Source organism: Bradyrhizobium sp. B025, assembly GCF_042257955.1.
Lineage (GTDB): Bacteria > Pseudomonadota > Alphaproteobacteria > Rhizobiales > Xanthobacteraceae > Bradyrhizobium > Bradyrhizobium diazoefficiens.
Genome location: NZ_CP170150.1, coordinates 8660494 through 8681824 on the forward strand (window position 1 = coordinate 8660494; position 21331 = coordinate 8681824).

General features: G+C 65.1%; 21 protein-coding genes and 1 tRNA gene. 17 read left to right on the plus strand and 5 right to left on the minus strand.

All coding sequences use genetic code 11. From position 1 onward, the window contains the following. Window positions 1-47: 47 nt before the first annotated feature. Together ACE10W_RS40970 and ACE10W_RS40975 are read right to left on the minus strand one after the other, a co-directional pair. Complete coding sequence (locus ACE10W_RS40970) at window positions 48-1001, minus strand: LysR family transcriptional regulator (RefSeq protein WP_028174848.1); 954 nt, start codon at window positions 999-1001, stop codon at window positions 48-50. A 162-nt stretch (window positions 1002-1163) separates the two neighbouring features. Further along, a tRNA-Ser gene (locus ACE10W_RS40975) sits at window positions 1164-1253 on the minus strand. A gap of 135 nt (window positions 1254-1388) precedes the next feature. Between ACE10W_RS40975 and ACE10W_RS40980 the strand changes: the two genes are divergently transcribed. Beyond that, the gene (locus ACE10W_RS40980; RefSeq protein ID WP_060909735.1) at window positions 1389-2252 is read left to right on the plus strand and encodes an alpha/beta fold hydrolase; all 864 of its coding nucleotides are present in this window, start codon (window positions 1389-1391) and stop codon (window positions 2250-2252) included. A gap of 174 nt (window positions 2253-2426) precedes the next feature. On the opposite strand, the gene ACE10W_RS40985 is transcribed toward ACE10W_RS40980, so the two are convergent. Next, window positions 2427-3551: an ROK family protein gene (locus ACE10W_RS40985; protein WP_304549589.1), complete on the minus strand. Its 1125-nt coding sequence runs from the start codon at window positions 3549-3551 to the stop codon at window positions 2427-2429. 328 nt (window positions 3552-3879) lie between these two features. On the opposite strand from ACE10W_RS40985, the gene rplU reads away from it, so the two are divergent. The 3 genes from rplU (at window position 3880) to ACE10W_RS41000 (ending at window position 5357) form a co-directional block, all read left to right on the plus strand. Continuing rightward, window positions 3880-4269, plus strand: a complete 390-nt coding sequence (gene rplU / locus ACE10W_RS40990) for a 50S ribosomal protein L21 (protein ID WP_060909734.1) — start codon at window positions 3880-3882, stop codon at window positions 4267-4269. Between the two features lie 97 nt (window positions 4270-4366). Further along, the gene (gene rpmA / locus ACE10W_RS40995; RefSeq protein ID WP_011083253.1) at window positions 4367-4636 is read left to right on the plus strand and encodes a 50S ribosomal protein L27; all 270 of its coding nucleotides are present in this window, start codon (window positions 4367-4369) and stop codon (window positions 4634-4636) included. Between the two features lie 127 nt (window positions 4637-4763). Continuing rightward, window positions 4764-5357 (plus strand): GNAT family N-acetyltransferase, encoded by a 594-nt coding sequence (locus ACE10W_RS41000; protein WP_060909733.1) that lies wholly within the window; start codon window positions 4764-4766, stop codon window positions 5355-5357. A gap of 180 nt (window positions 5358-5537) precedes the next feature. On the opposite strand, the gene ACE10W_RS41005 is transcribed toward ACE10W_RS41000, so the two are convergent. Further along, the gene (locus ACE10W_RS41005; RefSeq protein WP_060909732.1) at window positions 5538-6452 is read right to left on the minus strand and encodes a DMT family transporter; all 915 of its coding nucleotides are present in this window, start codon (window positions 6450-6452) and stop codon (window positions 5538-5540) included. 269 nt (window positions 6453-6721) lie between these two features. Here ACE10W_RS41005 and ACE10W_RS41010 point away from each other — a divergent pair, with 269 nt between their 5' ends. The 3 genes from ACE10W_RS41010 (at window position 6722) to ACE10W_RS41020 (ending at window position 10221) form a co-directional block, all read left to right on the plus strand. Then, complete coding sequence (locus ACE10W_RS41010) at window positions 6722-7201, plus strand: MaoC family dehydratase (RefSeq protein ID WP_304549598.1); 480 nt, start codon at window positions 6722-6724, stop codon at window positions 7199-7201. 114 nt (window positions 7202-7315) lie between these two features. Further along, the gene (gene obgE, locus ACE10W_RS41015; RefSeq protein WP_304549601.1) at window positions 7316-8356 is read left to right on the plus strand and encodes a GTPase ObgE; all 1041 of its coding nucleotides are present in this window, start codon (window positions 7316-7318) and stop codon (window positions 8354-8356) included. A 233-nt stretch (window positions 8357-8589) separates the two neighbouring features. Further along, window positions 8590-10221 carry an alkaline phosphatase family protein gene (locus ACE10W_RS41020; protein ID WP_304549602.1) on the plus strand — a complete coding sequence of 544 codons (1632 nt, stop codon included), beginning with the start codon at window positions 8590-8592 and terminating at the stop codon, window positions 10219-10221. Between the two features lie 43 nt (window positions 10222-10264). On the opposite strand, the gene ACE10W_RS41025 is transcribed toward ACE10W_RS41020, so the two are convergent. After that, the gene (locus tag ACE10W_RS41025; protein ID WP_304549604.1) at window positions 10265-11242 is read right to left on the minus strand and encodes a Bug family tripartite tricarboxylate transporter substrate binding protein; all 978 of its coding nucleotides are present in this window, start codon (window positions 11240-11242) and stop codon (window positions 10265-10267) included. 216 nt (window positions 11243-11458) lie between these two features. On the opposite strand from ACE10W_RS41025, the gene proB reads away from it, so the two are divergent. The 10 genes from proB (at window position 11459) to ACE10W_RS41075 (ending at window position 21214) form a co-directional block, all read left to right on the plus strand. Further along, window positions 11459-12580: a glutamate 5-kinase gene (gene proB / locus ACE10W_RS41030; protein WP_028174855.1), complete on the plus strand. Its 1122-nt coding sequence runs from the start codon at window positions 11459-11461 to the stop codon at window positions 12578-12580. Window positions 12581-12827: 247 nt separating this feature from the next. Next, complete coding sequence (locus ACE10W_RS41035) at window positions 12828-14123, plus strand: glutamate-5-semialdehyde dehydrogenase (RefSeq protein ID WP_060909729.1); 1296 nt, start codon at window positions 12828-12830, stop codon at window positions 14121-14123. A gap of 23 nt (window positions 14124-14146) precedes the next feature. Next, the gene (locus ACE10W_RS41040) at window positions 14147-14791 is read left to right on the plus strand and encodes a nicotinate-nucleotide adenylyltransferase (protein WP_038965055.1); all 645 of its coding nucleotides are present in this window, start codon (window positions 14147-14149) and stop codon (window positions 14789-14791) included. A 196-nt stretch (window positions 14792-14987) separates the two neighbouring features. Beyond that, a complete protein-coding gene (gene rsfS, locus ACE10W_RS41045; protein WP_027523570.1) occupies window positions 14988-15344 on the plus strand; it encodes a ribosome silencing factor in 357 nt (118 codons plus the stop codon). A 94-nt stretch (window positions 15345-15438) separates the two neighbouring features. Continuing rightward, complete coding sequence (gene rlmH, locus ACE10W_RS41050; RefSeq protein WP_028174858.1) at window positions 15439-15921, plus strand: 23S rRNA (pseudouridine(1915)-N(3))-methyltransferase RlmH; 483 nt, start codon at window positions 15439-15441, stop codon at window positions 15919-15921. 33 nt (window positions 15922-15954) lie between these two features. After that, window positions 15955-17304: a murein hydrolase activator EnvC gene (locus ACE10W_RS41055; protein WP_028174859.1), complete on the plus strand. Its 1350-nt coding sequence runs from the start codon at window positions 15955-15957 to the stop codon at window positions 17302-17304. Beyond that, on the plus strand, window positions 17301-18656 hold the full coding sequence (locus tag ACE10W_RS41060; RefSeq protein WP_304549608.1) for a S41 family peptidase: 1356 nt from the start codon (window positions 17301-17303) through the stop codon (window positions 18654-18656). Before ACE10W_RS41055 ends, ACE10W_RS41060 begins: the two co-directional genes overlap by 4 nt. A 148-nt stretch (window positions 18657-18804) precedes the next feature. Beyond that, window positions 18805-20028 carry a divergent polysaccharide deacetylase family protein gene (locus ACE10W_RS41065; RefSeq protein ID WP_304549610.1) on the plus strand — a complete coding sequence of 408 codons (1224 nt, stop codon included), beginning with the start codon at window positions 18805-18807 and terminating at the stop codon, window positions 20026-20028. Window positions 20029-20102: 74 nt separating this feature from the next. Continuing rightward, window positions 20103-20606 (plus strand): RNA pyrophosphohydrolase, encoded by a 504-nt coding sequence (locus ACE10W_RS41070; protein WP_011083268.1) that lies wholly within the window; start codon window positions 20103-20105, stop codon window positions 20604-20606. A 104-nt stretch (window positions 20607-20710) separates the two neighbouring features. Next, the gene (locus ACE10W_RS41075) at window positions 20711-21214 is read left to right on the plus strand and encodes an RNA pyrophosphohydrolase (RefSeq protein WP_011083269.1); all 504 of its coding nucleotides are present in this window, start codon (window positions 20711-20713) and stop codon (window positions 21212-21214) included. Window positions 21215-21331: the final 117 nt, after the last annotated feature.

A 21331-nucleotide genomic window follows, 5' to 3' on the forward strand; every position in this document is an offset into this window, starting at 1 on the left:
CAGGGTGCCATCGCGGCCGGCGATGGCAGGCGTTGACACGGGCGATGTCAGCCCCTGCTGCGGACGACCGTCAGCCGGTCGGAGACGCTGCTCGTGGTGAGACCCGTATCATCCTGGGTCCGCAAATGGTCCACCAGCAGCTTCGTCACCGGCGGCAACGATTTGTAGTCGCGCACGCCCATGACCAGCTCGCGTCGCGCCCAGGACTCATCGAGCGCGACGGTGACGAGGCTGTCGACACCGTAGCGGCCGCGAACGATCTCGAGCGGCACGACCCCGACCCCCATCCTGGCATCGATGACGCGGAACAGCGCATCGAAGCTGCTGACGCGGATGCGCACCTTCAGGTGCTGCCCGAGAGCGGCCGCCGCCCTGACACACAGCGTCTCGATCGAGCTGCCCTTCTCCAGGCTGACGAAGTCGAAATCGACCAGCTCGCGGAAGCGAACGCTGCTGCGACCGGCCAGCGGATGGTCGCGCGTGACCAGCGCGACCAGGCTGTCGCTGCGATAGGACAGCAGCTCCAGATCCTGTGCGTCGATGTTGCCGCCGAAAATGCCGATGTCGGCCCGGTTCTCCATCACCGCGCGCACGATCGCGGGGCTTAGATCCTCCTCGATGTCGATATGCACCAGCGGATGCCGCTCCAGGAACAGGCTGAGCTCGTCGGCGAGAGCTTCGAGGATCGCGGACTTGTTGGCGCAGACCCGGATCAGCCCGCGCTTGCCCTGCCGGTATCCGGTCAATTCGGTCTCGAGCCGGCTCAGGTTTCCAAGGACGATGCGGGCATGCTCGAGCAAGGCAAAGCCGGCCGGCGTCGGCTCGATCCCCTTCGAATGGCGATGCAGCAGCTCGACCTGGAAACGGTCCTCGATATCCGAGATGCGCCGGCTGACCGCGGACGCGGCGATGTTCTTCTTCTCCGCCGCCTTCGCGATGCTCTGCTCCTCAACGATCGCCACGAAGAGCTGCAGCGTCAGCAGATCGATTTTGGCCGTCATCCGTCGGGTCCTCGGGGCGGGCTATCATGACGGACATTGTGGAGAAGCTTGCCGCCCCGCCGCAAGTGCGGTGTCGGATTGCGGTCCCCTGGAGGCGACACCAGAAGCTGCTGCGATCTTGAGGATTCAGTGCTTGAGGCGAGGCTTTGAGGCCGATTGATATGGCGGAGAGGGAGGGATTCGAACCCCCGATAGGCTTGCACCTATGCCGCATTTCGAGTGCGGTGCATTCAACCACTCTGCCACCTCTCCTGAAGGCGCCAAGTAAGGAGCAGGGCCCCTGTGGTTGGGGGCGTTAATAGGCGAGGATGGCGGGCCAGACAAGGCGCGAAAGGGGAAAATCCGCTGCCTCTTTCAACCCCCATCCTTCGCCCGGGAGGAACCGCGATGGAGCATCTGACGATCAAGGCCAATGGCGCCAATTTCCACCTGGTTCGCGCTGGAAAGGGCAAACCGCTGCTTTTGCTGCATGGTTGGCCGGAATTCTGGCTGACCTGGGAGCCGGTGATGGTCCGGCTGGCCGATCGCTTCATGCTGATCGCGCCCGACCTGCGCGGCTTTGGCGACAGCGACAAGCCTGACGGGCCTTACGGGCCGGACGGCCATGCCGCCGACATGCTTGCGCTGATGGAGGGGCTCGGCATCGAGCGATTCGCCGTGGTCGGCCACGATGTCGGCGGCGCCGTGATGCAGCCCCTGGCGCGGCAGGCACCGGGCCGGCTCGCCGGTCTCTTCTTCTTCGATTTCGTCTATCCCGGCATCGGACCGCGCATGGCGGCGCCCGACCGGCTCAACCACATCTGGTACCAGTCCTTCCACCAGATGGAGATGGCCGTGCGGCTCGTCGGCGCGAGCCGCGAGAGCTGCCGGCTCTATATCAGTCACTTCCTGAAGGGCTGGGCGCATCGAAAAGACGCCTTCGACGACGTCCTCGACGCCTTCGTCGACAATTTCTCTAGGGTGGGCAACCTTGCCGGCGGCTTTGCGCATTATCGCGCCTCGCATGCCGGGCGCGTCGCGATGATGAAGGGCGAAGCTCCACAGCTTCCGCCGATCGACGTGCCGACCTGCGTCCGCTGGGCCGAGCACGATCCGCTGTTTCCCTATGCGTGGACCGACCGGCTCGGCGAGACGTTCAGCGCGCTCGATCTCGCGATGTTTCCCGGCGCCGGCCACTTCCCGCATCGGGAAAATCCCGACCACGCGGCCGCGGAGATCGCGGCGTTCTTTCAGCGCGTCGGCTGGAGTTGAGTCCAGATAAGGGGTGGGACCGCCAGACGCGGTAAACACTGGCGGTCCCGTGCCGCTCATTGCAATACTGACCGGGAAGGGCGGCTTCGCCGGCCAGGTGAGGCGACAGATTCGACCGTAGCGGGTGCCCCATGCACCGCAACGCAATCCGTCCCTTAACCTAACCAGTCAAGGTTACTCCTTGTCAGACTTGGCCTTTTTCTTCCCATTCTCGGTAGAATCACGGTCTTTCCCATTGTCCTTGCGGCGGTTGGTGAAGCGCGCATTGCCGAGGCCCGTGCCGATGGTGAGCACGCCCCAGCGCTCGACATCCTGCATGAACGGCACCTCGGAGAGGCCCTGAACCACGCCGTCATTGTGCATCAGGATCGCGGTGTCGTGCTCGCCGATCTCGGGAATGCCCTCGATCAGGCTCGCCGGCAGGTTGAACTTGCTGCTCTCCCAATTGCCCGGCAGGTTCTGCGCGCCCTTCTCGATCGAGCCGTCGGCGTCGATCACGCCGGGACAGGCGATGCCGATGAAGGGCGCGAGCTTGAAGCCTTCGGTCTCGGCCTCGGCGATCAGCCCCTTCAGCATCTTGGTGAGCCGCTTCACCGCGCCTTCGCGCGTCGGCTCGTCGTCGGCATGACGCCACAGCTCGGATGTCACGACCTTGGCCTTCGACAGGTCTTTTGCCTTTTTCCAGCTCGTTTCCACCAGGCCGCAGCGGATGTTGGTGCCGCCGATATCGACGGCGAGGATGCTGTCATGAGCCTCGAAGATCCATGATGGCGCCAGATGCAGCGCGCCGATCAGGCCGGCCTCATCGGGATGGGCGCGGATCGGCACCATGTCGATCTTGAAATCCTCGGCTTTGAGGATGATCTGGGTGCGCGCGATCGCGAGCTCGCCGAGCCTGGAATCGCGAAAACCGCCGCCGACCACAATGCGCTCGGTCTTGGCCCAGGCCTTGGTCTTGAGGAAGCGGCGGGTGACATGGGCGAGCTGCTGGGCGAAATCCTCGATCGCGCTGTGGACCAGCGCCGAGGCCTCGGTGTCGTCGCCGATCAGGATCGCATCCAGCGTCTTCTTGCTGATCTGGTCCGAGGGCTCCTTGCCGAACGGGTCCTCGCCGGTCTTGCGCAGCGGCTTGCGCCAGCGGTCGAGGATCTCGCGGAACGCGCCCTTGCTGGCGCGGTCGCCGAGAAAACCGTCCTCGTCCTTGATCTCGATGTTGAAACTGTCGACGTCCACCGACGGCAGGCGGCTCGCGCCGTGCTGCGCAATGCCCGTCGTCGCGACCAGTTCGTCCGTTGCCATGGGACCCTTGCCCGCTTGCGAAATCTGGGGGACAACGGCGCGGGAACCCGTTGGTTGCAACGCCGGGGGAGAATCGGCGGACGGGCGGGCTCCCGCCCAAATCCTTCAAATCCGGGCCTTTTTCAGCGGTTTTCCTTGACTTGCGGCGTCCGGCGGCTATAAGTCCCACACCCGGCGCGGGGCGTTTCTCGCGCCGCTTGTTTTTGCGTGGGTTTTCAAAGGGATAACTCCCGCCCGCACAAAACTCGCATAAACCCATAGCGACTGACAAAAAGCCGGCCCCGACAGACCGTCGCGAGGCCGGGATTGAACACGAAGGAAAACAACGATGTTCGCAGTCATCAAAACCGGCGGCCGGCAGTACCGCGTCGCTCCGGATGATGTCTTGGAAGTAGGCAAGATCGAAGGCGAAGTCGGCTCGATCGTGCAGCTGAATGAAGTTCTGGTGGTCGGCGGCGACACGCCGATCCTGGGTCTGCCCACGGTGGCCGGCGCGTCCGTTGCGGTCGAGGTGCTCGACCACAAGCGCGGCCCCAAGGTCATCGCGTTCAAGAAGCGCCGCCGCAAGAATTCGCGCCGCAAGCGCGGCTACCGCGACGAGATCACGGTGCTGCGCGTCAGCGAGATCCTGACGGACAACGCCAAGCCCACCAAGGGGCCGCGTCCGAAGAAGGAGAAGGTCGCCAAGGAAGCGGCCAAGGAAGACGCCGCCGCATAAATTGATCACGCCAATTCACGAATTGATGCGTGAGAAATTATGAAATGATTCCGTCAAGGAATTGATCTAGAACTACTCAGGATTTCGGAGACGAGCCATGGCTCACAAAAAAGCAGGCGGTTCATCGCGCAACGGTCGCGATTCAAAGGGCAAGCGCCTCGGCATCAAGGCGTTCGGCGGGGAAGTTGTGATTCCCGGCAACATCATTGCGCGTCAGCGCGGCACCACCTGGCATCCCGGCCTTAATGTCGGCATGGGCACGGACCACACTTTGTTCGCCAAGATCGAGGGTCGCGTCACGTTCCAAGCCAAAGCCAACGGCCGCACATTCGTATCGGTACTCCCGATCGCAGAGGCGGCTGAATAGACGGTGGATCAAATTTGGAGTCCGCCGGGTCCTGACCAAACCGGCGGAGTCCACAAATAGGCTCCAGGGGAGGCGGGAAACCGGCCTCCCCTTTCGTTTTGTCTTAGTGACTTCGACGGAGCCGGACATGTTGCAGGATTTTTCGAGCACCACCTTGCGGGAGGCGAGACCTGATGTCGTCGCCACCGAACGGCTGACCTTGCGGCGGCCGACCCTCGCCGACGTCAGGACCATCGCCCGGCTCGCCAATGATCGCCGCGTCGCCGAGAACACGCGCCGCCTGCCGCATCCCTATTCGCAGGACGACGCCATCGAATTCGTCCGTGCCACCGCCGAGATCGGCAGCGAGACCGTGTTCCTGATCGAGCACGACAGCGGGCCGGTCGGCATGGTCGGGATCGACTGCTCGAAGCCCGACAATGCCGAGCTCGGCTACTGGCTCGGCGTCGAGCATTGGGGCCAGGGCTTCGCCACCGAGGCCGCACGCGGCGCGATCGACTTCTTCTTCGAGGAGTTCGAGGACGACCACCTCCATGCCGGTGCGCGCGTCACCAACCCCGCCTCGCGCAAGGTGCTGGAGAAGTGCGGCTTCCAGTGGAGCGGCGTCCAGCTGCACCGCTTCCTGGCGCTGGGCTCGTCCACGCCCGTCGATTGCTTCCGCCTGTCGCGCGGGGTGTGGGCGTCGCTGAAGAGCTGGAGCAGCGCAAGACGGGTGAGGTAGGGCGCAGGCCGCGCCACAATCGACACTGTCGTCCCGGGGCGCGACGAAGTCGCGAGCCCGGGACCCATAATCCCAGGGAGAAGTGCGAGGCGAAGCGCCCACTCCGAGTCTTCGTCAAACCACTCCCTGTGGGTATGGGTCCCGGGCTCGCGCTGCGCGCGCCCCGGGACGACGTTGTGGCTACGCCGGCGGATTTACCTCGTTGCTCGGGCGCCCCAGATCGCGCTCACGCAAGTAGATATAGAACCCGGCGCCGATGATGATGGCGGCGCCGACGATCGTTGCTATCGACGGCACGTCGCCGAACACGACGAAGCCGAAGATCACGGCCCAGACGATCATCGAATATTGATAGGGCACGACGACGCTGGCCGGCGCGAGCTTGAGGGACCGGTTGACGCAGAACAGCGCCGTCACCGAGATGCATCCGGCCAGGGCGAAGATGACGAGGCTGCCTGATGTCGGCGGCACCCAGTGGAATGCCGACAACACCGCGCCCAGCAAAAACGTGCCGACGAATTGCGAGGACGCCATCACGATGTCGGGGGTCTTGCGCAGGCTGCGGGTGATCAGCATCAGGGTTGCAAAGGACAGGCTGCCGCCGAGCGCGATCAGCGCCGGCAGGCTGACGGTCTGCGCCGACGGCCGCAGCGCGATCACGACGCCGCAGAAACCGATCAAAATCGCCGTCCAGCGCCGCCAACCCACCTTCTCGCCCAGGAAGATCGCCGACATCGCGGTGACGAAGATGGGGCCGGCGAGGTAGTACGTGATGACGTCGGCAAGCGGCAGATAGACCGTCGCAAGGAAGAAGGCCGCCACTTCCAGCGTCGAGAGCACGACGCGAAACAGCTGCAAGCGCGGCCGCTCCAGATGCAGGAACTGGCGACGCTGCCGCCAGATCAGCGGCGACAGCAGCAACAGCGCCGCGCAGGCGCGCAGGAACAGCAGCTGCCCCACCGAATAGGTCCCGACCAGGAACTTGCCCATGGCGTCGCCGAACGAAAACATGAAGATCGACAGCACCATCAGCGCAATGCCGGCGAGGCGCGCGGAGCGGTCGTCATAGGCGGAGAGGTTCTTGAAGAAGGGCATTGAAACGAGTCGGAGTGTGAGAGGTCGTCATTGCGAGCGAAGCGAAGCAATCCAGACTGTCTCCACCGCGGCAGTCTGGATTGCTTCGTCGCTTCGCTCCTCGCAATGACGGGCGGAGAGAGCACGGAAAACCCGCGATTAGCGTCGCTTGCGGTCGTTTTAATGACGTGAGCGACTGGGACAAGCCCGCCACCGCCAAATTGAACGGATTGTCGCACCCTTCGCGTCGCGGTAGCGATAGGCGCCTCATCGACAAAGAGAGCTTTGACATGACCGACTTCGATCCGGCCCGGCACCGCATGATCCCCACGCAACGCTGGTTTGAGGATTTCGTCGTCGGCGAACGCTTCGTGCTGCCGAGCCGGACCCAGACCTCGGCGGTGTTCGCGGCGTTCCAGACCGCGAGCGGCGACACCCACCCCGTGCATTACGACGTGGAATATTGCCGCAGCCGCGGCATGCCGCATCTGCTCGCCCACGGCTTCCAGACCTTGATCCACACCGCGCCCGGCGCCGGCCTGTTTCCGTTCATGGTCGAGGACTCCCTGGTCGGCTTCCTCGAGCAATCGAGCCAGTTCCTCAAACCCGTGTTCGCCGACGACACCATCTATCCCGCGCTCGAGGTCACGGAGCTCGCGCCGGGACGCTCGACCGGCGTGGTGACGCTCAAAAGCACCGTGTTCAACCAGCGCAAGGAGCTGGTGCTGGAGGGCACGCAGAAATTCCTGATCCGGCGCCGCCCGCTCTGAAGTCGTCCTGGAAGTCAGCCTGGGGTTAAGCAAGGGGCGAAATTCGCGGAAATTCGGCCGGTTTGCGGGTAAGTCCGGGTTGCCGCGGGGGACCGGCTGGCCTACCTATGGCCCATGAAATTCCTCGACGAAGCAAAGGTCTATATCCGCTCCGGTGACGGTGGGAACGGCTGCGTGGCGTTCCGCCGCGAGAAGTTCATCGAATTCGGCGGCCCCTCAGGCGGCAATGGCGGTCGCGGCGGCAACGTCATCATCGAGGTCGCCGACGGGCTCAACACGCTGATCGACTACCGCTACCAGCAGCATTTCAAGGCCCAGAAGGGCGAGAATGGCGCAGGCTCGGACCGTCACGGCGCCAACGGCAAGAACATCGTGCTGAAGGTGCCGATGGGCACGCAGATCTTCGATGAAGACCGCGAGACGCTGATCCACGACTTCACCAATGTCGGCGAGAAATTCGTGCTCGCCGAGGGCGGCAATGGCGGCTTCGGCAACGCGCATTTCAAATCCTCGACCAACCGCGCGCCGCGCAACGCCAATCCCGGCCAGCCCGGCGAGGAGCGCTGGATCTGGCTGCGGCTGAAACTGATCGCGGATGCGGGCCTCGTCGGCCTGCCCAATGCCGGCAAGTCGACCTTCCTCTCCAAGGTCAGCGCGGCCAAGCCGAGGATCGCCGACTATCCCTTCACCACGCTGCATCCGCAGCTCGGCGTCGTGAATGCCGACGGCCGCGAATTCGTGCTGGCCGACATTCCCGGTCTGATCGAGGGCGCGCATGAAGGCGCGGGCCTCGGCGACCGCTTCCTCGGCCATGTCGAGCGCTGCCGCGTGCTGCTGCATCTCGTCGATGCGACCTGCGAGCACGCCGGCAAGGCCTACAAGACCGTGCGCACAGAGCTCGATGCCTATGGCGGCCTGCTTACCGACAAGATCGAGGTCGTCGCGCTGAACAAGATCGACGCGGTCGAGCCGGACGAGCTCAAGAAGCAGAAGGATCGGCTGAAGCGCGCCGCCAAGAAGACGCCGCTGCTGCTCTCCGCCGTGACCGGAGAGGGCGTGAAGGAAGCGTTGCGCGCGCTGGTCGCAGTGATCGGCGAGGCCCCGGTGTCCGCCAAGGCGAAGAGCGCCGCCGAAGCCGAGCCCTGGTCGGCTTAAACTATCTCCCCTGGGTCGTCCCGGCGAAGGCCGGGACCCATAACCACCGAATGCGATTTGGCGAAGATTGGTCATTGCCATCTCGCGCCATAACATCTTCTGAGGAGTATGGGTCCCGGCCTTCGCCGGGACGACATTGGAGTGTAGGTTGCGGGCACCCGCATCACTGGCAGGTTGTCACCGGCGCTCTAATATCGCAGCATTAAACAATCAAGAAACGGCAGGGATGACGCATGGCGCGCGCGAAGAACGTTCTCTGGATCATGTGCGACCAGCTTCGCTATGACTATCTCGGCTGCACCGGCCATCCCACGCTGAAGACGCCCAACATCGATGCCATGGCGAAGCGCGGCGTGCTCTTCAGCAAGGCCTACGTGCAGTCGCCGATCTGCGGGCCCTCGCGGATGTCGTTCTACACCGGCCGCTACATGCGCTCGCACGGCTCGCACTGGAACGGCTGGCCGCTGCGCGTCGGCGAGCCCACGCTCGGCGATCACCTCAAGAAGATCGGCGTGCGCAATGTGCTGGTCGGCAAGACCCACATGGCGCCCGACCTCGAAGGCATGAAGGCGCTCGGCATCCCGCCGGAGTCGATGATCGGCGTGCATGTCGCCGAATGCGGTTTCGAGCCTTACGAGCGCGACGACGGCCTGCACCCGACGGGACGGCCGCGCCCGAAATACGATGAATATCTGCGCAAGCAGGGATTCGAAGCCACCAATCCCTGGGAGCATTGGGCGAATTCAGGTGCGGCGGAAGATGGCAGTTTGCAGAACGGCTGGCTGCTGGTGCACGCCGACAAGGCCGCGCGGGTGCCGGAGGAGCATTCCGAGACGCCCTACATGACGCGGCGCGCGATGGACTTCATCAGTGAGGCCGAGACCGACGGCAAGCCGTGGTGCCTGCATCTGTCCTACATCAAGCCGCACTGGCCCTACATCGCGCCCGAACCCTACGCCAGCATGTATTCGACCGATGACATGATCCCGGTGATCCGCTCCGAGCGCGAGCGCCAGAATCCGCATCCGGTGTTCGGCGCCTATATGGACATGCGCTACTCCCGCAACATGGCGCGCGACGACGCTCGCGAGAAGGTGATCCCGACCTATATGGGCCTGATCACGCAGATCGACGACCAGATGGGCGCGCTGATGAAATTCCTGGAAGAGCGCGGCCTGCTGGACACCACCATGATCGTGTTCACCTCCGATCATGGCGACTATCTCGGCGATCACTGGATGGGCGAGAAGGATCTGTTCCACGAGCAGTCGGCAAAGATTCCGCTGATCATCATCGATCCCTCCCGGGAAGCCGACGCCACGCGCGGCACGCGCAGCGACGCGCTGGTGGAGGGCATCGATCTTGCGCCGACCTTCGTCGATTATTTCGGCGGCAAGGTGCCGGGCCACATTCTCGAAGGACGCTCGTTGCTGCCGCTGCTGCGCGGCGAAAAGCCGGAATGGCGCAAGGTCGCGTTCTCCGAATACGACTACGCCATGCAGGACGTGCGGCTGAAGCTGAACCAGCCGATCGAACGCTGCCGCCTGTTCATGGTGTTCGACGGCCGCTGGAAATACATCCACGCCTCGGGCTTCCGTCCGATGCTGTACGATCTCGAGACCGATCCGGAAGAGTTTTTGGATCGCGGCGATGATCCTGATTGCGCCGGCATCATCGCGCGGTTGCAGGCCGAGCTGTTCGACTGGGCGCTGCATCCCAACGACCACATCACCACGCCGCGCGAGAAGATCGCGGCTTATGCCGACAACCAGCTCCAGGTGAAGGGCGGTGTTTTGATCGGCATCTGGGACGAGGCCGAGCTTGCAGCGATCAAGGACGGCATCGCGCAGCGCGCGAAGCTTTGAGTCTGTCTTCGCCTCTCCCCGCAAGCGGGGAGAGGCGAAGAATTCAATTCTCGATCTTGTATCCCGTCGCCTTCACGATCGGCTGCCAGAACGCCGTGTTGGCGGCGAGCTCCTTGGTCAGCTCATCCGGGCTGCTGCCGACCGGGATCAGGCCGATCGCGGTGAGCTTCTCCTTCACCTCGGGCTTGGCGAGGGCAGCGCTCGCGGCGGCGCCGAGCTTGCCGGCGAATTCCGGCGGGCTGCCGACGGGAAGCCACATGCCGTACCAGGCATCCGCAACGAGAGCGATGCCGCTCTCCTTCAGCGTCGGCACCTCCGGCGCGAAGGGCGACCGTTCCGGGCTCGAGACCGCGATGATCTTCACGCCCTTGGCGCGGTGCTGCGGCAGCGCATCCGCCAATGTCACGATGCCGAACGACAGATGGCCGCCGATGAGATCGTTGAGGATCGGCGCGCTGCCGCGATAGGGCACGCGGGTCAGGGGAATACCGAGATCCTTCTCGAGCTTGGAGCCCATGAAATGCGGAATGGTGCCGTTGCTCGGCACCCCGAACGACGTCTTGTCCGGATGCGCCTTCAGCCAGGCCACGAATGACTTGAAATCGGCAGCATCGATCGCCGGGCCGATCACGACGGCGAATTCGAACCGCGCCAGCAGCGACACCGGCATGAAATCCTTGGCCGTGTCGAAGCTCGGCGTCGTCTCCACCATCGGCAGCAGATACATGGTGGGGCCCGTCGTCACCAGCACCATGCTGCCATCGGAGTTCGCACCCTTCACCGCCTTGATGCCGATCAGGCCGTCGCCGCCAGTGCGGTTCTCGACCACGATGGTCCTTTGCAGCACCGGCGCCATCTCCTGCGCGATCAGCCGGCACAGCGTGTCGCCGCCGGCGCCCGCCGCGAACGGAAAGATGATTTTTGAAAGCCCCGCCTGCGCTTGCGCCCCGCCCGCCTCTGCCAGCAGCGGCAGCCCAAGACCTCCTCCAAGACATCCGGCCATGAATTTGCGGCGATCCATACGTTTCCCCTTCCAGCCCGTTATTGGTTGCCGGCATTAGAACCGCCCCCGCGCTCAAGACAAGGCCGAAGACCAAGCCACGTTGCGCCGTTTACCGGGCCAGCCGCCTTGCGCCGGCCATCGTCCTGCTGCAAAAGCAGGCCTTACCGGCGCCGCTTGTTTGCTCCGCCGTTCCCGAACCCGAGCAATTCGTCACACGCGCCAACACATACACACATGGCCAGCCCCGAACTCAGTCAATTCCGCCGCATCGTCGTCAAGGTCGGCTCCGCTCTGCTGGTCGATTCCGACAAGGGCGAGGTGCGGACGTCCTGGCTCGCCGCGCTCGCCGACGACATGGCCAAGCTGCACAAGGAGGGACGCGACGTCCTCGTCGTCTCCTCGGGCTCGATCGCGCTCGGCCGCAGCCGGCTCAAGCTGCCGCGCGGCCCGCTGAAGCTGGAGGAGAGCCAGGCCGCCGCGGCCGTCGGACAGATCGCGCTGGCGCGGATCTGGTCGGAGGTGCTAGGGGCCCACGGCATCGACGCCGGGCAGATTCTCGTGACGCTCCAGGATACCGAGGAGCGCCGCCGCTATCTCAATGCGCGCTCCACCATCGGCAAGCTCCTGGAGTGGCGCGCCATCCCCGTGATCAACGAGAACGACACGGTCGCCACCACCGAGATCCGCTACGGCGACAACGACCGCCTCGCCGCGCGCGTCGCGACCATGGCGAGCGCCGATCTCCTGGTGCTGCTCTCCGATATCGACGGGCTCTACGACGCGCCGCCGAAGAACAACCCGAACGCAAAGCTCATTCCCGTCGTCGACAGCATCTCCTCGGAGATCGAGGCGGTGGCGGGCGACGCCGAGTCCGAGCTCTCGCGCGGCGGCATGCGCACCAAGGTCGAGGCGGCCAAGATCGCGACCACCGGCGGCACGCATATGCTGATCGCCTCCGGCAAGATCGAGCATCCGCTCCGGGCGATCGCCGATGGCGGCCGCTGCACCTGGTTCCTGACGCCGGCCAATCCCATTACCTCGCGCAAGCGCTGGATCGCGGGCACGCTGGAGCCGAAGGGCACGCTGACGATCGACGCCGGCGCGGTGACGGCGCTGCGTGCCGGCGCCAGCCTGCTGCCGGCCGGCGTGATCAAGGTCGAGGGCCAGTTCGCCCGCGGCGATGCCGTGATCGTGCGCGGCCCCGATACGAGCGAGATCGGCCGCGGCCTGATCGCCTATGACGCCGACGACGCCGAACGCATCAAGGGCCGCTCCTCCCCTGATGTGATGACCATCCTCGGCATCAGCGGCCGCGCAGAGATGATCCACCGTGACGATCTGGTGGTGGGCGGGTAAACCCGTTGCTCCGTCATTCCGGGATGGTCCGAAGGACCAGAGCCGGAATCTCGAGATTCCGGGTTCAATGCTCCGCATCGCCCCGGAATGACGCCCAAGGAAAACATGGACAAGCCCGCCACAACGTCGGGGCTGGGCCAATGACCCAGCCGTCGCGCGGCTGGGGAGACCTGCCATACCCTCCCCGCCCTTCGCAAAAGCGGGATTTCCGTGCTAGGACACCGTCTTAGCAGAAGGTTGAAACCCCATGGCCGCCCCCCTCAAAGCCGTTGACGGCAATGCCGATCTCCAGGCGCTGATGTCCGATCTCGCCGCCCAAGCCCGCGCTGCCGCGCGCGTGCTGGCGCTGGCGCCGCCGGAGCAGAAGAACCGGGCGCTGGAGGCCATGGAGCGGGCGATCCGCGCGAACGCGGCTCCGATTCTCGCCGCCAATGCCGAGGACGTCGCTGAGGCTCGCGCCTCCAGCAACATGACCGCGTCCTTCATCGACCGCCTGACGCTGACACCGGCGCGTGTGGAGAGCATGGCCGAGGGTATCGGCATCGTGCGCGGCATCGCCGATCCGGTCGGAATCGTCACCGAGAGCTGGCAGCGGCCGAACGGCATGACCATCGAGCGCGTGCGCGTGCCGCTCGGTGTCGTCGGCGTGATCTTCGAAAGCCGGCCGAACGTCGCAGCGGATGCCGGCGTGCTGTGCCTGAAGTCCGGCAATGCCGTGATCCTGCGCGGCGGCTCCGACAGTTTCCGCTCCTGCCGCGCCATCCATGAATGTCTGGTGCAGGGCCTGCGCGAAGCGGGCCTCCCCGAGGCTGCGATCACGCTGGTGCCGACGCGCGACCGCGCGGCGGTCGGCATGATGCTGTCGGGGTTGAACGGCGCGATCGACGTCATCGTGCCGCGCGGCGGCAAGAGCCTCGTCGCGCGCGTCGAGCAGGAAGCGCGCGTGCCGGTGTTCGCGCATCTCGAAGGCGTCAACCACGTCTATGTCGATGCCAGCGCCGACCTCGCCATGGCGAAGTCGATCGTGCTCAACGCCAAGATGCGGCGCACCGGCGTCTGCGGCGCAGCCGAGACGCTGCTGGTCGATCGCGCGGCTGCTGCGACGAGCCTGAAGCCGCTGGTCGAGATGCTGATCGAGGCCGGCTGCGAAGTGCGCGGCGACGACGTCGTGCAGAAGACAGACGCGCGCGTAAAGCCTGCGAACGACGACGATTGGGACACCGAATATCTCGACGCGATCATCGCGGCGAAGGTGGTGGACGGCGTCGACGGCGCGATCGCGCATATCCAGAACCACGGCTCGCATCACACCGATGCGATCGTGAGCGAGAACGAGGCCGCTGCGAAGAAATTCCTGAGCGAGGTCGATTCCGCCATCGTGCTGCACAACGCCTCGACGCAATTTGCCGATGGCGGCGAGTTCGGCTTCGGTGCCGAGATCGGCATCGCCACCGGCCGCTTTCACGCCCGGGGACCTGTCGGCGCCGAGCAGTTGACGAGCTTCAAATATCGCGTTCACGGCACCGGGCAGACGCGGCCGTAGATAACGTCGCGAGGCGCGGGCAATTGAGCAACAATTTCGTCGTGCCGCGTTTCGTGGCGCAAGCGATCCCGCCCTCGACCCCGGGCATGCGCGTCGGCCTGCTCGGCGGCTCCTTCAATCCGCCGCATCAGGCCCATCGCGCGATCAGTCAGTTCGCGCTCAAGCGATTGCAACTCGATCGCGTCTGGTGGCTGGTCACGCCCGGCAACCCGCTGAAGGAGAACGGCACGCTGCATGAACTCGGCGCGCGCATGCAGGCCGCGCGCGACGTCGCCAACGATCCCAGGATCGAGGTGAGCTGTCTCGAATCCGTCATTCGCACGCGCTACACTATCGACACGATCAACACCTTGCGCCGCCGTCTCCGCGGCCTGCGCTTTGTCTGGATCATGGGCGCCGACAACCTCGCTCAATTCCACCGTTGGCAGGACTGGCGGCGCATCGCCGGCCAGGTGCCGATCGCGGTCATCGATCGCCCGCCGCAGAGTTTTCGTGCCCTCGCCTCTCCTGCCGCCAAGGCACTATCGCGCTACCGCCTCCCCGAGAATGAGGCGGCGTTGCTGGCGGATCGGCCGGCGCCGGCCTGGGTCTTCCTCACCGGACTGAAGCTGAACCTGTCCTCGACGGGCCTACGGAACCCGGACGGGAGCTGGAAAGGTACGAAGTGAGACAGACTGTGCGGATCGGGGCTCTCTGGCATATTGAAACCCTTAACCCCACATGATGTAGTGTAACCCGCGAGGGTCGGATTCGGCTCTCGCGATACAGTGAAAGGAATGGTCCCTGGCCACATCTGTATTGTCCAAGTCTGTTTTACCCAAGGTTGCTAAGCCTACGCGTAAAACATCGACCAAAGCTGCGGCCTTGAAGGCGCAACCCGACGCCGACAAGACGCTGAGCCTGATCCTCTCCCGCCTCGAGGACATGAAGGCGGAAGAGACGGTCACCATCGACCTTCGCGGCAAATCGGCGTACTCCGACTACATGATCGTCACCACGGGCCGGGCCAACCGGCACGTCGGCGCGATCGCGGAAAACGTCACGAAGAGCCTCAAGGAAACCGGCATCAAGAACATCCACGTCGAGGGCTTGCCCAATTGCGACTGGGTGCTGATCGATTCCGGCGATGTGATCGTGCACGTGTTCAGACCCGAGGTCCGCGAGTTCTACAATCTCGAGAGATTGTACACGCAAGGCCCAGGGGCGGCGAAGGCGATCTAGAGGCTCAAAGAGCCGATTTCGAATCGGCTGACGCGCATGCTAGCGTCGTGCGCGCGCGAGATGCGCGCGGCCTCGAAAACACGACTCTGAACACATGCGTGTTGCTGTCATTGCGGTGGGCCGGCTGAAGCAGGGCCCCGAACGGGAGCTTGCCGACCGCTATTTCGAGCGGTTCGATGAGGCCGGCCGCAAGCTCGGATTCCGCGAGCTGTCGATCCACGAAATTCCCGAGAGCCGCGCGCGCGACGCCGCGACGCGGATGGCCGAAGAGGCTGCGGCGATCGGTGCGCACATCCCGGACAAGTCGATCCTGGTGGCGCTGGACGAACGCGGCCAGAATCTCGATTCCACCGTATTCGCACGGCACCTCGGGCGCTGGCGCGACGAGGGTGCCGGTCATACTATCTTCGTGATCGGAGGGGCGGACGGACTTTCGCCCGAATTGCGCCGTAAGGCCAAGCTCGCGATCGCGTTCGGCTCTGCGACCTGGCCGCACCAAATGGTCCGCGTCATGCTTCTGGAACAGCTTTATCGGGCCGCCACCATCCTGGCCGGCCACCCCTATCACCGCGCGTGATCCGCGCCACAACGAGCACCTTTGCCTAAAGCGATGCGAGCGCCTGTCCTCAACCTGCTGCTGATCGCGAGCGTCTCAGGCGCAAGTGTCTTGGATGCAAGTGTCTTGGGCGCAAGCCTCGCGCAAGCTCAGACGCCGGCACCGCAGACGGCAGCCGTCTCGCCCGATGCGATCAAGCAGCGCGAGCAGGAGCTGGAGGCCGCGCGCGCCAGGCAGAAGAGCGCGGAGGAGGCGCAGGCCAAGCTCAAGGCCGAGATCACCTCGCTCGGCCAGGACCGCACCCAGCTCAACCAGCAGCTGATCGACACCGCCGCCAATGTGCGCTCCGTCGAGACCAAGATCGACGAAGCCGAAGCGCGGCTGAAGACGCTCAACGGCCGCGAGCAGGCGATGCGCACCTCGCTTGATTCGCGCCGCGCCGACATCGTCGAGGTACTGGCGGCCTTGCAGCGCGCCGGCCGGCGTACGCCGCCCGCGCTGCTGGTGCGGCCCGAGGACGCGTTGCAATCGCTGCGCACGGCGATGCTGCTCGGCGCCGTCGTGCCGGAACTGCGCGGCCGCGCCGAAAAAATCGCGAGCGAGCTCGGCGAGCTCGTGGCTCTGCGCAAGAACATCGCCACCGAACGCGACCAGCTCGCCTCCGATCGCGACAGGGTCCGCAACGACCAGAGCCGGCTCGCCGCATTGGTCGACGAACGGCAGCGCCAGCAGGCCGCGCGCGAAAAGGACCTCGATGCCGAGAACTCGCGCGCCATCATGCTTTCAAGGCAGGTCGGCGATCTCCAGGGCCTGATCGCCAAGATGGAGCAGGACCTGCAAAGCGCCGCCAAGGCGGCGGAGAAGGCAGCCGAGGCCGCCAGGCAGGCGGAGGCAAAAGCGGCCGCCGGCGCCAAGTCGGGCCCGGGCGCTTTCAAGGACCGGTCCCGGACCAGCCCCGCGATCGCCTTCGCTTCGGCCAAGGGCCTGCTGCCGCTTCCGGTTAACGGTAACAAGATCAGGGACTTTGGCGGTTCCGATGGGGTCGGCGGGGTCCAGAAGGGCATTTCGCTGGCCACCAAGCCGGGCTCCCAGGTCACGACGCCGTGTGATGGCTGGGTGGTCTATGCCGGCCCGTTCCGCAGTTATGGACAACTCTTGATCCTCAACGCCGGGGGCGGGTATCATGTCCTGATCGCCGGGATGGAGCGCATTTCGGTCAACATCGGACAGTTTGTGCTCACGGGGGAGCCGGTCGCGACCATGGGGTCGACCTCTCAAGTCGCCTCCATTCTCGCCACGAACGCGAGTCAACCTGTGCTGTATGTCGAGTTCCGCAAAGACGGCACTCCAATCGATCCAGGCCCATGGTGGGCCGCAAATGAAGGCGAGAAGGTTCGCGGATGATGCGCAAGACTTCAGTTATCCTCCTCAGCGCGGCCACCGGTGCGGCGCTGACGCTGTTCGTGACCCAGCCGCGCGCGGTCTTCATGGGCTCCAGCGCGCGGGCCGCCACCGCGGACACCTATCGCCAGCTCAATCTGTTCGGCGACGTCTTCGAGCGCGTGCGCTCCGACTATGTCGAGAAGCCCGACGACACCAAGCTGATCGAATCCGCCATCAGCGGCATGCTCACCGGCCTCGATCCGCATTCGAGCTACATGGACGCCAAGAGCTTCCGCGACATGCAGGTGCAGACCCGCGGTGAGTTCGGAGGCCTCGGCATCGAGGTCACGATGGAAGACGGCCTGATCAAGGTCGTCTCGCCGATCGACGACACACCGGCCTCGCGCGCCGGCATCATGGCCAACGACATCATCACCAATCTCGACGACGAAGCGGTGCAGGGCCTGACCCTGAACCAGGCGGTCGAGAAGATGCGCGGTCCGGTCAACACCAAGATCAAGCTCAAGATCATCCGCAAGGGCCAGGACAATCCGCTCGACGTCACCTTGGTGCGCGACAACATCCGCGTCCGCTCGGTGCGCGCCCGCATCGAGGCCGACGACATCGCCTATATCCGCATCACCACCTTCAACGAGCAGACCACCGAAGGCCTGAAGCGCGAGGTCGCTAGCCTCTCGAATCAGATCGGCGACAAGCTGAAGGGCTACATCATCGACCTGCGCAACAATCCGGGCGGCCTGCTCGAGGAAGCGGTCACCGTCTCCGACTCGTTCCTGGAGAAGGGCGAGATCGTGTCGACCCGCGGCCGCAATGCCGAGGAGACCCAGCGCCGCACCGCGCACGCCGGCGACCTCACCAAGGGCAAGCCGGTCATCGTTCTGGTCAATGGCGGCTCGGCCTCGGCGTCCGAAATCGTCGCCGGCGCGCTGCAGGACCACAAGCGCGCGACCATCGTCGGCACGCGCTCGTTCGGCAAGGGCTCGGTGCAGACCATCATCCCGCTCGGCTCGGGCAACGGCGCGCTGCGCCTGACCACGGCGCGCTACTACACGCCGTCGGGCAAGTCGATCCAGGCCAAGGGTATCGTGCCCGATATCGAAGTGCTGCAGGACGTGCCGGACGAGTTGAAGTCGCGCACCGACACCAAGGGCGAGGCTTCGCTGCGCGGCCATCTGAAGAACGACGGCGACGAGAAGACCGGCTCGCAGTCCTACGTCCCGCCGGACGCCAAGGACGACAAGGCGCTCAAGCTCGCCGACGACCTGCTCCACGGCATCAAGAACAGCGCCTCCGCGGCGCCCACGCCGGGTACCGACAAGGCCGCGGCCGACAAGCCCAAGGCGGCGAACTGAGTCGGCGCGACCTGCGCGATCCAACGCAAAGGGCGGCTCCCGGAGCCGCCCTTTTTTGTTTGGAGCTCCTGGCATCCCCGGCCTATCCCGGCCTGCCGCCGCTTGACCTCGGCGTGGTATCGTCGGCAGCAGTGATTCGGGATCGCGCATGACTGAAACGGCCGATGATCTGAGCGCCCCGCTCGGACAGGACAAGCCGCGCCGAAAACGCCGGCTGCGGCTGCCGTTCACGGCCATGCAGGCGCTCGCCATGCTGCTCGGCCTATTCCTCGTTACCTTTGCCGGCTTCGCGATCTTCAACAAGGATCCGCTCGGCGGCGAGCCGATGACGCGGATCGCGATCCGCGAGCCCAAAGCCACCGACGAGAAGCCGGCCGCCTCCGGCCACGGCCAGGACAGCAAGCAGGAGAGCAAGCACGAGACCAGGGAGGCGCCGAAGCAGGCCGCCCCCGGCGAGCAGAAGACCGTCACCATGATCGACGGCTCCACCGGCGCGCGCCACGACGTGGTGATCGGCGCCGGCGAGGCCGCCGACAAGGGCGAGGCGGCGTCCGCACCGCCGCCCGTCATGGCCGGAATTGACCCGAAGCTGCTGGAGAAGTCGCGCTACGGCATGATCCCGGTGGTCGCCGACGGATCGAAGCCGTTCAACGTCTACGCGGCCGACGCCGACCGCGCCAAGGCCGCCAAGATGCCGGTGGTCGCGATCGTGATCGGCGGGCTCGGCGTCGGCGCCGCCAAGACCACCGACGCGATCATGAAGCTGCCGGCCGCGGTGACGCTGGCCTTCACGCCCTATGGCTCCGATCCAGGAAAACTCGCCGAGCGGGCCCGCGCCCAGCGCCACGAGATCTTCCTCCAGATCCCGATGGAGCCCTACGACTTCCCTGACAACGACCCGGGCCCGCAGACGCTGCTGACCTCGCTCAGCGCCGACCAGAACATGGACCGCCTGTACTGGCACCTGAGCCGGATGCAGGGCTATGCCGGCATCACTAATTTCATGGGCGCCCGCTTCGTGGCGACGGACGCGGCGATGCAGCCGATCATCCGCGAGGCGGCCAAGCGCGGCCTCGGCTTCTTCGACGACGGTTCCTCGCCCCGCAGCATCGCGCCCCAGGCCGCAGCGAGCCAGGCGATGCCGTTCGGCAAGGGCGACATCGCGATCGACGTGGTGCCGACCCCGGCCGAGATCGACCGTGCCCTGAACAAGCTCGAATCGGCGGCGCGCGAGCGCGGCACGGCCATCGGCACCGCCTCCGCCCTACCCGTCTCGATCGAGCGCATCGGCGCCTGGACCAAGACATTGGGCGACCGGGGTATCCTTTTGGTGCCATTGACAACCGCGATGCTGAAATCAAAATCCAGCTAAATCAACGAATTGGTACGGTACGGGTCCCGCGGGGCCGAGATGCCCTGCCGGAAGCACGCGAGAGGTTTGGCGGAATGGCGCGTTACGAGGATCTGCCCTACCGGACTTGCGTCGGAGTGATGCTGATCAACGCGAAGGGACTGGTGTTCATCGGCCGCCGCGCCGGTGGCATCGAGCATATCGACGACACCCATGTCTGGCAGATGCCGCAAGGCGGCGTCGATCCCGGCGAGGACACCTGGGCGGCCGCCAAGCGCGAGCTCTATGAGGAGACCAGCGTGCGCTCGGTCGAGCGGCTCGGCGAGGTTCCGGACTGGCTGATCTACGACATTCCGCGCACCGTCGCAGGCCGCGCCTGGAAGGGCCGCTACCGCGGCCAGCGCCAGAAATGGTTCGCGGTGCGCTTCACCGGCAAGGACAGCGAGATCAATGTCGAGAACCCCGGCGGCGGCCACAAGGCCGAGTTCGTCAGTTGGCGCTGGGAGCCGATGAAGAATCTTCCCGGACTGATCATCCCCTTCAAGCGCCCGGTCTATGAGCGCGTGGTGAAGGAGTTTTCCGCGCTGGCGGAGGAATAGTTTGCACCGTCACTCCGGGGCGTGCGAAGCACGAACCCGGGATCTCGGAATTCCGGGGCTGGTCTTTCGGACCATCCCGGAATGACGATCAGAGAAGTGACCGCATGTCGAACGACAACAAACCCTACCGTCCCAATGTCGGGATCGCGCTGTTCAATGCCGAAGGCCGCGTGCTGATCGGCCACCGCTTCAAGGGCGACGGCCCCGAGATCATCCTGCCGGGTCTCGACTGGCAGATGCCGCAGGGCGGCGTCGACGAGGGCGAGGACCTGCGCGATGCGGCGATGCGCGAGCTCTGGGAGGAGACCAATGTCGTCAGCGCGAGCTATCTCGGCGAGACCGATTGGCTCACCTACGAATTCCCGCCCTATGACGGACCGCAGACGCATCGGCTGGCGAAGTTTCGCGGCCAGCGCCAGAAATGGTTCGCGCTGCGCTTCACCGGCAAGGACGACGAGATCGATCCGCTGACGCCGCAGAACGGGCAGCCCGCGGAATTCGACGCGTGGCGCTGGGAGCAGCTCGATCGCGTCGCCGATCTCGTGGTGCCGTTCCGCCGCGAGGTCTATCGGGCCGTGGCGCAGCAGTTCGCGCCCTTCGCGAGCTAAACTGCGAAAACAACCCCATGCACAGTAGAATGGTGGTTGAAATCATTGGGACATTCTCGACGGAAATTTGCGCGTGCGGGCCGCACGATTCTCTCGTTCCTCCCCCCTTGTTGGGGA